The 12,713-nt window shown below is 53.5% G+C and carries 7 protein-coding genes; all 7 read right to left on the bottom strand.

What is annotated here, in order from left to right:
• Positions 1 to 9 precede the first annotated feature (9 nt).
• Positions 10 to 1,170, bottom strand: coding sequence for an NADH:ubiquinone reductase (Na(+)-transporting) subunit B (locus H8527_RS02355; protein WP_187545251.1), 1,161 nt, complete (start codon positions 1,168 to 1,170; stop codon positions 10 to 12).
• A gap of 4 nt (positions 1,171 to 1,174) precedes the next feature.
• Entirely contained in the window at positions 1,175 to 2,533 is a 1,359-nt protein-coding gene (locus tag H8527_RS02350; protein WP_187545448.1) for a Na(+)-translocating NADH-quinone reductase subunit A, read from the bottom strand.
• 319 nt (positions 2,534 to 2,852) lie between these two features.
• Positions 2,853 to 5,486, bottom strand: coding sequence for an alpha-glucan family phosphorylase (gene glgP, locus H8527_RS02345; protein WP_187545250.1), 2,634 nt, complete (start codon positions 5,484 to 5,486; stop codon positions 2,853 to 2,855).
• 45 nt (positions 5,487 to 5,531) lie between these two features.
• Complete coding sequence (locus tag H8527_RS02340) at positions 5,532 to 7,193, bottom strand: glycosyltransferase (protein WP_187545248.1); 1,662 nt, start codon at positions 7,191 to 7,193, stop codon at positions 5,532 to 5,534.
• 416 nt (positions 7,194 to 7,609) lie between these two features.
• Positions 7,610 to 9,304, bottom strand: coding sequence for an energy-dependent translational throttle protein EttA (gene ettA / locus H8527_RS02335; protein ID WP_187545246.1), 1,695 nt, complete (start codon positions 9,302 to 9,304; stop codon positions 7,610 to 7,612).
• A gap of 16 nt (positions 9,305 to 9,320) precedes the next feature.
• Complete coding sequence (locus H8527_RS02330) at positions 9,321 to 12,035, bottom strand: hypothetical protein (RefSeq protein WP_187545245.1); 2,715 nt, start codon at positions 12,033 to 12,035, stop codon at positions 9,321 to 9,323.
• Entirely contained in the window at positions 12,032 to 12,607 is a 576-nt protein-coding gene (locus tag H8527_RS02325) for a 1-acyl-sn-glycerol-3-phosphate acyltransferase (protein WP_187545244.1), read from the bottom strand. Before H8527_RS02325 ends, H8527_RS02330 begins: the two co-directional genes overlap by 4 nt.
• Between the last annotated feature and the right edge of the window lie 106 nt (positions 12,608 to 12,713).

Below are 12,713 nucleotides of genomic sequence, written 5' to 3'. Positions count from 1 at the left end.
GCGATATCGTTATTTAGTGTTCAAACGTTTGAGGCGTTTATTGATGTTGCTTTGCACAAAGCAGTAGTCAATGAGGGGCGCAAACATATTCATAAACAAGATGGCGAGCATCATACCTTCGGGATAGCCGGGGTTGAGCACACGAATTGTAATGGCGAGGGCACCAATCAGGAAACCATAAATGTACTTTCCCTTTTCAGTACGTGCGGAAGTAACAGGGTCGGTAGCCATAAACACAGCTCCAAAGGCGAATCCACCCAGGCACAAGTGCTGTACAACGCCCAGATGAGCGGCTACATTGCCGGCTTCACCAAAAGCGTCAAATAGCGCAGCAACAAGAGCACCACCCACGAAGACACTGACCATTGTTTTCCAAGAGGCAATGCGTGTCCACAAGAGGATGGCGGCACCGATGGCAATGGCAATAACGGAAGTTTCACCTATTGAGCCGGGAATTAGGCCGGTAATCATATCGCTGATGGATGCTTCCACTAAGTGTCCATTCGCGGCTTGACCCAGTGGTGTTGCAGCCGTAAATCCATCTAAATGGTTACCCAGACCCAGCCATTGCTGTGTGCTGATCCACACCGTGTCACCACTCATCTTAGTAGGCCAGGTGAAGAAAAGGAATGCACGCGCCACAAGCGCAGGATTGAAGATGTTCATGCCTGTTCCACCATAGATTTCTTTTGCAAAAATCACAGAGAAAGCCACAGCGCAAGCCAACATCCAAAGGGGAGTTTCGACAGGTACAATCATCGGAATAAGCATGCCCGACACGAGATAGCCTTCCTGAATCTCTTCTTTTTTCCACTGAGCTACAACAAACTCAATGCCGAGACCAACGCCATAGCTCACGAGCAACTTGGGCAACATCACAATCAGACCATAGCCAAACATCTCTACAAAGGAAGCTTCTACACTAGCCGCCTTATAGTTTTGAAAACCTATGTTGTACATGCCAACCAAGAGAGCTGGTATGAGCGCTATCACCACGAAACTCATGATGCGCTTGGAATCGATAGCGTCATGGATGCTTACACCGCTTTTAGAGGTGCGATTGGGCACCAAGGCAAACGTCTCCAAACCATCATAAACGCTGTGGAACGCTTGTAACTTACCACCAGGTTGGAAATAAGGATGGATTTTGTCAAAAAACTGTTTAATCATTATTTTAAGCGTTTTCTTTGCGAAGGATTTCTAAGCCTTCGCGCACAATGCGTTGAAGTTCAAGCTTTGAAGAGCAAATAAATTCGGCTACTGCAAAATCTTCAGGAGCCACCTCATAAATGCCCAAAGCTTCTTGGCGGTCGATGTCTCCTGTAATAATGGCTTTAATCAAGTAAGAGGGATAAATGTCCATCGGGAATACGCGTTCGTATTCGGCCGACATAATCATATGGCGTTCTCCTCCCTTGATACGACTATCTAAATTGTAAGACTTTTTGCCCCACAGCCAAGAGAAGTAACTGCGCGAAGTAGAGAACTGATTAAAACGAGGCATAATCCAGCCTAGTACTTCATTTACATCATCGCCTTCCGGGATGACCGTAACTTCGGTGACGTGTGCACCTAAGAAATCGGTTGGATGAGTTTTGCTGCCCACCAAGGGGTTTCCATTGATGATACGCACATGATGTGAAGAAGGTTTCAATTCTCCCTCTATAATGCTACCCAGAGGTTGGCCCACTTTGGCATGCACATAGTGAGGAGCAGCCACTTCACTACCGGCAAGAGCTATAATGCGTTCAAAACTAACCTTACCAGTTTCTATCAGCCGGCCCAAGAAAAGAACTTCTTCTGCTCCCAATGTCCATACGACATCTCCTTTATTAATCGGAGAAATATGGTTGATTTGAACACCAACATTGCCCGTAGGATTGGGACCTTCAAAACAAGCAACTTCCACATTGGGAAGATTGATGGGCAACAGACTGGTATTTAATTGATCTGGGTTGACGCCAACGTGCACTTTTGCAATTTTGCTCAGTACAGAAATACCGGATTTGAATGTTTCTTCTTGACCTTGCACCACAAAACTAAAGTTGGCTGCTAATGGCATAGTCGAAAATGCACTGACAAAAATGGCCTTGGGCATCACATCAGGCATGGGAACACAATCGTAAGGGCGCTGCCGCAGATAGGCGAAGATACCAGAATTCAGGAGCAGGTCTGTGACTTCTTCAGACGTTGCTTGATTGAGATTCGGTAACTCAAATGTCTTTGCCATCTGCGAAGTATCCGGTTTGATATGGATGGCTAAGAGTTTACGACGTTCTCCGCGCTCAACACTTGTCACAGTTCCACTCACCGGGGCAACAAACTTGATGCGCTCAGTAGCTTTGTCGACAAAAAGAGGGGTACCTACCAGCACTGACTCCCCTTCCTTGACAACGACTTTGGGGGTAATGCCGCCAAAATCTTCCGGACGAAGAGCATACTCAGAAACAGGCTTAGCATCATGTACTTGTAGTGCTGCTTCACCTTCAAGCGGGATGTTTAGCCCTTTTTTGATTTTGTAAATATCCATGATTTGTTTGTACTATTTTCTCCGCAAATTTACGCCAAAAGTAAGGAATAGCAAAGATTTTCTTTTCCTTTTTCGCTTTTTCATCGTATTTTTACCACGCGGTAGAGTCACCGAGCAAGTGTAATTGACCAACTCGTAAAATGAAAATATTCCCTTTTGTTTCAAATTCCAACGAAAAGTTTCTAAGCTTTTGGGCAAAACCTTAGGAGCTCCGGAGGTGGTTGCGGCCAATGTAATAAGGAGGGAGAAAAACAAAAACTCCGCACTGCTCACATACGATCAGTGCGGAGTTGCTGAAAGGGGAGCGCAGAAGCGCTGTGAGTTAGAACCAGCGAACGAAGCAGAAGTCCTGACGTGAAGTGAGGTGCTTGTTCTTGGGGTACATGCGGAAAGCTGTGCGGAAGGAGCCGGCCATGTCGATGGAGGTCTTCAGTTCGAAGGTCACGAGGTTGCCATCGCGCTTCACCACTTGGAGGGGGAAGGTCTTGTAGATGACATCGACACCGGTTTGGGCGTCCTGATGAAGTACAACGAGGTCGATACCGATGGAGTCATCAAGGCCTTGAACATCAACAACGTGTTGCACGGTAAACTCGTGGTCGCTCACGAGGATGCCGCCGTTGTAGCCTTCGCCGTAGTTGCTCTCTACCACGTGGATGCTGTCCCAGCGCTGAGCCACGGCTTCTTTCCATGCGGCCACTTCTTTGGCTATCTTGTTGTTGTCGGCTGCAATGATGGCGTAGCGGTCGCGCAAGGGGTTGTAGAAGCGAGTGTAGTAGTCGTCGAGCTGGCGCTTCATGGTGTAGTGAGGAGCAATTTGGGCGATGGAGTTCTTCACTGTCTTCACCCAACCTTCGCTGTAACCCTTTGCACCACGGCTGTAGTAGAGCGGGATGATTTCGTTCTCAAGCAGGCTGTAGATGGTGGCTGCATCGAGTTGATCTTGTTGGCCTTGGTCTTGGTAGGTGCGCTTGTCGGTGAGCGCCCATCCTGCACCGGGACGATAACCTTCATACCACCATCCGTCGAGCACGGAGAGGTTGACCACACCGTTCATGAGTGCCTTTTCGCCCGATGTGCCGGAGGCTTCGAGGGGGCGGGTGGGGGTGTTCATCCAGATGTCGACACCGCTCACGAGACGGCGCGCCAACTCCATGTCGTAGTTGTCGAGGAAGATGATTTTACCGATGAACTCGGGGCGCATCGAGATGTCGTGAATCTTCTTGATAAGACCTTGCCCGGCCCCATCGGCGGGGTGAGCCTTTCCGGCGAAGAGGAACTGGACGGGATAGTCGGGGTTGTTGACAATCTTGGCCAGACGGTCGAGGTCAGAAAAGAGGAGGTGGGCACGCTTATAGGTGGCAAAACGGCGGGCGAAACCGATGATGAGCGCGTTGGGGTTGATTTTGTCGAGGAGGGACATGACGCGAGCAGGGTCGCCTTGGTTCTTGAGCCAATTGTCGCGGAAGCGGTCGCGGATGTAGTCGATGAGCTTCTTCTTGAGGGCAACGCGGGTTTCCCACACTTCCTTATCCGACACCTTGTAGATGTTTTCCCACAAGCTTTGGTTGCTCTGGTCTTGGAGGAAGTCGGCGCCGAAGTGCTTCTTGTGGACGGCCTTCCACTCGCTGGCACACCAAGAAGGGTAGTGCACACCGTTGGTGACGTAGCCCACGTGGCTCTCTTCGGGGTTGACGTTGTAGATTTGCTCGTACTCGTCGTGGGTGAGGATTTGGTGATCGCGAGGAGCTTCATCGGGCATATAGCCGGGCCAGATGGGCTTGAACATCATCTGCGACACCTTACCATGCAGCCAGCTCACGCCGTTGACTTCTTGACAGGTCTTGCAGAGGAAAGTGGACATGCAGAAGCGTTCGCCCTTGTCGGTAGGGTTCTGACGACCAAGCCCCATGAAGTCATCCCAGCTGATGCCGAGTTTCTCCGGATACTGGCCGAGGTACTTGCCGCAGAGGGCTTCATCGAAGTAGTCGTGGCCGGCAGGTACGGGAGTATGCACGGTGTAGAGGGAACTGGCGCGGACGAGTTCGAGGGCTTGATCGAAGTTGAGACCACCAGCCACGAAGTCGGCCAGACGCTGCACATTGCAGAGCGCAGCGTGACCTTCGTTGCAGTGGTACACGTCCTTCTTAATGCCGAGTTTTTGCAGGGCGAGGATACCACCGATACCGAGGAGATACTCTTGCTTCATGCGGTTTTCCCAGTCACCACCATAGAGGCTGTGTGTGATGCTGCGGTCGAACTCAGAGTTCATATCGTTGTCCGTGTCGAGCAGGTAGAGGGGCACACGCCCCACATTGACGCGCCAGATGAGGGCGTGGACGGTGAAGGTGGGGAAAGGCACGTCCACCACGACTTGGTTGCCGTTGGCATCGAGCACGCGCTCAATGGGCATGCGGTCGAAGTCTTGAGCTTCGTAGTTGGCAATCTGCTGTCCGTCCATCGAAAGCGTCTGGGTGAAGTAGCCGTAACGGTAGAGGAAACCGACGGCACACATGTCCACGTTGGAGTCGGAGGCTTCCTTGACATAGTCGCCGGCGAGCACGCCGAGACCACCGGAGTAAATCTTCACATTGTGGTTCATGCCGTATTCCATGCAGAGGTAGGCCACAGAGGCACGTTCGGGATTGGGCTTTTCGTCCATGTAGGCACGGAAAGTCTTGTAGACCTTGTCCACGCGGGCCAGTACTTCCTTGTCGGCCGCCATTTCTTTCAAGCGGGCATAGGGGATGCGGCTGAGCAGTTCTATGGGGTTCTGGTCGACTTCCTCCCAGAGCTTGGCGTCCAGGCTTCTGAAGAGGTCGAGCGCTTCTTGATTCCAGCAGAACCAAAGGTTGTGCGCAATTTCATCGAGCGATTTCAGCGCAGCGGGGATGTGGCTTTTCACGGTCACTGTCTTCCACGTAGGCTGATTGGCGTTAGTGATTTTAACGTTCATGGGGTTGTGGATATGATGTTATAGTTTTTTGTTGTCAGAAATGTTTTACTTGCTCAGGGCTACCTCATAAGCTTTATAATAGTGCTTCACAAAGTGGCTCCATTGTGCCTTGTCGGCAAACTTGGCCGCGTTCTCGCGCATCCGCTCACGAGTGGTTTTGGGTGCTTCCAGAAACTCTTGAATGGTGTCGCAAATCTGCGCTGCACATTCATAGTAGTTGCTGTCGTCGCGGTGCAACACGCGCACTCCATCGCTGAGCGTACCGCTGTGCCCCAGCTCGGCATCGACCCACTGGCCGAAACCACTGAGATCGGTAGTGATACAAGGCGTCTTGAAGGCCACACTTTCGAGCGGGGTGTAGCCCCAAGGCTCGTAGTAGGAAGGATAGAGGGTGAGGTCGTTGGCGGTGAGCACATCGTAGTAGTGCAGATTGAAAATGCCGTCGTTGCCATCCAGATAGCAAGGCACAAGCACCACCTTCACGTTGTTCTCGTGGCGGTTGTCCAACCCGAGATCCTTGATGAGACAGAGGATACGGTCCTCGTTGAGGTTGTAGAGGTCGTGCGTAATCATCGGTGTGGGTAAGGCCTCTGTAAACTCGGCATTGTCCTTCTTCTCCATGGCCTTCAGACGCTCTTGCAAGTCCAAGCGCGGCCCATAGAGCCAGCACGGCACTTCGATGAGTGAAAGCACCTTCTGCTCGCTGTCGCGCAGGCGCTCGTTGAGTTGGCGCATGGCTTCGAGATAGACATCAAAGCCTTTGCAGCGGAAGTCGTTGCGGCCGGAGGTGGAAATGATAAGGGTGTCGGCAGGAAGCATTTCGCCTATCAGTGCGCCGGCCGTGTTGAGCAATGCCTTTCGTGTAGCGCGGCGCTTGTTGGTGAAGGCAGCTCCCTTGGGCACAAAGTCGAGTTCGAAGCCGTTGGGCAGCACCACGTCGGCCGGCTTGTCGAGCAACTGGGCACACTCGCGGTCGGTGAAGTCCGACACCGTGGTGAAACAATGCGTGCGGTGGGCGCTTTGCTTCTCGATACTGTGCTTCGCCTCCATGTGAAGTTCGGCCGCCATTTGGTCGCCGTTGTAGCCATCGAAGTAGGCATAGAGGAGCTTGTCGTTGCCGGCAATGGAGCGTCCAATGCTCGTGGCGTGGGTGGTGAAGATGGTACGCACTTCGGGACATTCGTGTTGCAGGAAGAGCATGCCCAGCCCCGACATCCATTCGTGGGCTTGGTAGATGACGCGCTTGCCGGCGAGGGCGTGTTTCACCACAATTTCGGCAAACCGCCCTGCAGCATAAGAGAACATCGAGGCTTCGTCGTAGTCGCCGTAGGCGTGGAGCGAGTCCACTTGAAACAGATTCCACGCGCGGCCGTAGATTTCGTCTTTTTCGGGAAAGAAAGGTGCAAAGTCCACCAAGACGGCCACCGGATTGCCGGGCACGTTCCATCGGCCGATGCGCACCTTCAATCCGGCTGCGGCTGCGGCCTTGCGCCAGTCGGCGTGCAGCTTCGGTTGCTCGGTGAAGAGGGGATTGTCCTTGTCCTGTCCGAGGTCGGGACCGATGAAAATAAGATGATCGTGGAATTGTTCTTGCAGGGTCTTAGCACGTGTCGACAGCACGGTGTAGATGCCCCCTACTTTATTGCAAACTTCCCAGCTGGTCTCAAAGACGACATCGGGAAGAAGAGTCGAATGAGTCTTAATCATAAGCGACGATATACTATTTGTCTGCTTGCAAAAGTAATAAATAATAAACGAACTCCCAACTTTTCGTGCTCGAAACCGACATACTTCGCCGTCTATCTCCGTGCTTTGCAAGCCCCATCCTACATTCTACCGATGAGCGAAGAGCACGCGGCAAGGCATTTTTCTTGCTTTCCAGAGCATTGCGTCTGCGTTTTGCGCTCCCCTGCCTTTGCTTTCATCGGATCTCTGCCTGAGGCGGCAGAGTTTTCTACATGATGAAAGCAAGTTTTCAACATGGTGAAAATAATTTTTCAACACCTTGAAAATCATTTTTCAACGTGTTGAAAACTTCACCACCTCCCGTTTGAATACGGCAAGGACATAAAAAACGCCGACTGTGAGGCAGTCGGCGTTGTGGCGAAAAGGGTGGTAGAGAGCTACTCTTCGAGCTTGCGGTAGCGGATGCGCTTCGGTTCTTCGACGCCGAGACGCTTGGCTTTGTGCACTTCGTAGTCGGAATAGCTGCCTTCGAAGAAGAAGACGTTGCCATCGCCTTCGAAAGCGAGGATGTGCGTGCAGATGCGGTCGAGAAACCAGCGGTCGTGGCTGATGACCACCGCGCAACCGGCAAAGGCTTCGAGGCCCTCTTCGAGCGCACGGAGGGTGTTGACATCGATGTCGTTGGTGGGTTCGTCAAGGAGGAGCACATTGCCTTCTTGCTTGAGCGCGAGCGCGAGGTGGAGGCGGTTGCGCTCACCGCCGGAGAGGACGCCGCACTTCTTCTCCTGATCGGCACCGGAGAAGTTGAAGCGTGAGAGGTAGGCACGGGCATTGATGTCTCGGCCGCCCATGCGCATGAGTTCGCTGCCTTGCGACACCACTTCGTAGACACTTTTGTCGGGGTCGATGTCCTTGTGTTGCTGGTCGACGTAGCCCAGTTTGACGGTTTCGCCCACTTCAAACTGGCCGCCATCGGCCTTTTCGAGTCCCATGATGAGGCGGAAGAGCGTGGTCTTGCCGGCGCCGTTGGGTCCAATCACACCGATAATGCCGTTGGGGGGCAGCATGAAGTTGAGGTCGGAGAAAAGCACTTTGTCGCCGAAGGCTTTCTGCACGTGCTGCGCTTCGATGACCTTATTGCCCAAACGCGGTCCGTTGGGAATGTAGATTTCGAGGTGCTGCTCCTTTTCCTTCTGGTCTTCGTTGAGCAAGCGGTCGTAGCTGTTGAGGCGGGCTTTTCCCTTGGCCTGGCGGGCTTTTGGAGCCATCCGTACCCATTCCAACTCGCGTTCGAGGGTCTTGCGACGCTTCGAGGCCACCTTTTCTTCCTGTTCCATGCGCTTGGACTTCTGTTCGAGCCATGAGGTGTAGTTGCCCTTCCAGGGGATGCCCTCCCCGCGGTCGAGCTCAAGAATCCATCCCGCCACGTCGTCGAGGAAGTAGCGGTCATGGGTCACGGCGATGACGGTGCCTTCGTATTGGTTGAGGTGCTGCTCCAGCCAGTCGATGCTCTCGGCATCGAGGTGGTTGGTGGGTTCATCGAGGAGGAGGACGTCGGGCTTTTGCAGCAAAAGGCGGCACAAGGCCACGCGACGGCGCTCACCTCCGGAGAGGAATTCGCACTTTTGGTCGGCCGGTGGGCAGTTGAGCGCGGCCATGGCGCGGTCGAGGCGGCTGTCGAGGTTCCAAGCATCGGTGGCGTCGATGATGTCTTGTAACTCGCCTTGGCGGGCAAAGAGTTCGTTCATTTTGTCGGCGTCTTCGTAGTATTCCGGCAGGCCAAACTTGTTGTTGATTTCCTCATACTCTTTCAAGGCATCGACCACGTGCTGCACGCCCTCCTGTACCACTTCGCGCACGGTCTTTGCATCGTCCAAGTGGGGCTCCTGCGGCAGGTAGCCCACGGAATAGCCCGGGGAGAAGACCACTTCGCCTTGGTAGTCGTTGTCCAAGCCGGCAATGATTTTCATCAAGGTCGACTTACCGGCGCCGTTCAAACCGATGATGCCAATCTTAGCGCCATAGAAGAAACTGAGGTAGATGTTTTTAAGGATGGTCTTGTTGGTCTGCTTGATTGTTTTGGTCAGCCCGATCATCGAGAAGATGATTTTCTTGTCGTCTACTGTTGCCATAATGATATTGTGGTATTTATTGTTTGAGAAGGAAGCGCAGCATGGCGTCCATAGCCACTCGGCGCGTTGTACTGTCGGAGATGCATTCAAAGGGAAATCCCATCGTGAGGGTGCGCGAACGTCCTTCGGCAGCGGCCACACCGGCGCTGTATCCATTGCCCCCATAGGCAAAGGCTGAAAAGGCTTTGCCTGTCGGTTCGAGCACATCGTTGTGAGGACAAGCGAAGTGTTCGGTATTCAAGCCCGTGTAGACAGGCAGGTCTACCTGCAGCCCCCGGAAGTTTTGAAGGGTGTCGCAGCGGACGCTCCCCATATAGCTCACGTTCAGTACCTCGTTGAGGAAGTCGCGCTCCTCATCCTGCTGCATGTCGCTCCCCACAAAACTGCCGCTTACCAGCAGGCGTCCGCCTCGCTCGCTGAAACGACGCAGCAGTTGGCGGGCACGAGGGGGAAAGGTCTTGTAAGGGAGAAGATTGTAGGGGGCGTCTTTTTCCAACCCACAGACATAATCGGTCAGGTCGTAGGTGGAGAGTTCTTTCTCCTTCAACGCCAAAAAGGCGTCTTTGCCTACGGAGGAAATGGAGAGGTCGGTGCGTGTTCCAATCATGGCTTCGGCATGGGTCTCAACGCCATCGAAACGGTTGCCGGCAATCAGTTTCCCCATCAGTTCGGACGATCCGTAGCCCAATCCATTCGGGCCTTCTTTGCCCAAGCCCGAGAGGGAAAAGTTTGTTTGCCGACCGCAATAGGCCGTAGTGTAGTCACACGCCACGCCTGCGTCTGCATCGAGATCAAAGCCGAGGCTGTCGGCCGTTTCGACGCGTGCCGGTCCGCTGAGGCGGTCGAAAGCATTGACGATGAGCACTTCCCGGCTTCGTCCGGCGGCATGATCGGAGGAGCAGTAGACACTCAGCGGTTGGGAAGGGAAACTCTCGCCTCCGGCATTGATGGCCGCCACACGAAAGATATAGTGATGATCGGGGGAGATGGGAAGGGTGAGTGTGGTGCGCCCATTTGTGAGCCGGCCGTTGTCGAAATCGGAGTCGGCCGTGCGGGTGTAGACAATGTATTCGACTGGTGTAGCCGTAGGTTCAAGGGGATCGGGCGTGGGTTGCCACGAGAGATGTACCTGATTTTTGCCTTTCACCAAGCAAGCCGAAAAGTGGGAAACGGGAAGCGGCTGCACCACAGGGTCTTGCTGTCCGTGGGTGGCGCTGACATAACGGAGCAGGCTCTTATAGATGGCTCGCGACACCGTAAACTTGAAGTTGGGGTCGTGGGCATAGGTCATGTCACGATAGTTCTGATGAGCCAGTAATTCGAGTATCATACTGGGCACCAAAGGGCTTCGCGTTTCGCCGTAGTTCTTGTCGCGCAGTTCGCGCAACGGCCAGGTGGTGTTGTAGACCGATGAGAGGTCTTGCACCACTTGGTTGAGCACCCGGCTGCCAAGCTCCAGCGAGATGCGCTGGTCAATGCCTGTCCGGAAGAGGCTGTCGCCTTGGTCGTTGTAGGTCGTGACAATCCCCAACGTTCCGTAGGGAATGTTGGAGCGGTTGTAACCGGCATCGGTGTGTAGCGCAAACGCCAGTTCGAAAGGGACACCGCGTCCTGTGGTGTCGGGCACGAATGCCGATCCACCGCTCAGCAGATTGAGTAGATGCGAGCGGGAGCGGATGTCGTCGCTGTAGTCGTTGCGCCCTTCGTCGAGATTGTATAAAGAGTCGGGAAGTCCGGCCAATTGGGCATAATAGCGTGCACCCTCCAACTGCCGGGGCAGACCGCTGGTCACGCCCTGCCCATAGGTGTAAATCTTGGTGCTGTCGGGGGCGTAGGAAATGGTGGGGATGGAGCGTTCAACAATGCCCATACCTCCGCCGAAACGGACGGCATCGGCCGTCACAACGCCCTTGTGCCGGCTCTCGTTGTGAAGCACCACACGTCCGCGCTCATTGCGCCCTTCGTCAAAAAGGAACGTGCCGAGGTAGAGCCACGTGCCTCCGCCCATGCGCTGATTGACACGAAAGGACGTTTCGCCCCCGGCATGATGGACGGTGTAGTGAGCATCGGACACCGAGTTGGGAAGGGAGGCGTAACTCACATAGACGGCGTAGCGTCCACGCTTCGGAATTAGCGGCGTCCAAGTGGCGGTGGCGTGCTCGTTGTGCTCACGTGTAGTGGGTACGCAACGAGCAGTCCCCATCTCAAAGGGCATGTTTTGGCTGTTGTAGGTCGTCAAGGGGGCGGAAAAACCGCGTCCTTCTGCCGTTTGCCAAGCATACTTGGCGGTGTTCCACTCCTCGTAGGTGCCATAACATCCGGGCTGGTCGTTGTCGACTATCGCCTCGTAGGTCTGTGGGTCGCGCTCGCGTGGTGCGTAGACTATGGCCCCTGCATTCTCCAACATCGGAATCAGATAGGGGAAGACGAAACTCTGTGTGAGTAAATCTTCCGTCGTGCAGAAGAGGGTGGGGCGCTGCCAGCGCCATCTGTCTCCATTAAAATATCGGCCATGGCTGGGGGATACATATAAGTGTCGTCCCACCAGCCCATCCTTGATGTTGTAGGGCTTGGAAACGTTCTTTACCCAGCGATTGCCCTTATAGTCAACCTTCAGACTCGACAAATCGAAAGGCTTTACCGAAGGGAAGGAGGTGTTTTGCCCCAACACTGGCGAAGCGAACAGGGCAAAGACGAAGGGCAAAAGGAGAAAACGTAGGTGTAGGGTCATGACAGGGGAGGTAAAGAGGTATCTAATGCAAACTTTTCGGGATGGAACGCACATCCGTCAAAAGCGCGATAGTAATCGACAATCGTACGGAAATCAGCGTCAATATTGCCCGTGGGAAATACTTCTTTTGTGCAGACAACCCTTTTGTGCTGCGCATCGATGGCAAAAAGTTGGATAGGAATATCTGCCTTTTGGGCAATGAAATAGAAGCCTCGTTTCCACGTTTCTGTCCGTGAGCGCGTGCCTTCGGGTGTTACTGCCAGGTTGAAATAACTGCTGTTGCGCGCCATCTCAGCGAGTTGGTCGGTCAAACTCACGTGTTTGGAACGGAACACAGGTACGCCTCCAATATGGCGCAACCACATGCCCAGCGGCCAAAAGAACCATTCTTTTTTCATCAAAAAGCCAGCCTTTCGTCCCAAAGCCGTGTAGAGCAGTTCACCGATCAGGAAGTCCTGGTTACTCGTGTGTGGCGCTACACAGAGAATGCACTTGGCACGATGAGGAACGGTAATCTCTGCAGTCCAACCCATCATACGAAACAGAAGGTAATGTGCGATTTTTTGTAACATGCTGTTGGTAAAATAAAGATAACATCAGGCAACACTCAACCTCCACACCTAAGAGCTAATCAGTCAAAGGTGTGAAGGTCGAGAAGGAAAATCAGTTTTTCCCAAG

It is taken from the genome of Alloprevotella sp. Lung230, from assembly GCF_014385435.1.
Taxonomy (GTDB): Bacteria; Bacteroidota; Bacteroidia; order Bacteroidales; family Bacteroidaceae; genus Alloprevotella.
Note: the sequence above shows the minus strand (reverse complement) of the source record. Positions and strands in the feature narration are given on the sequence as shown.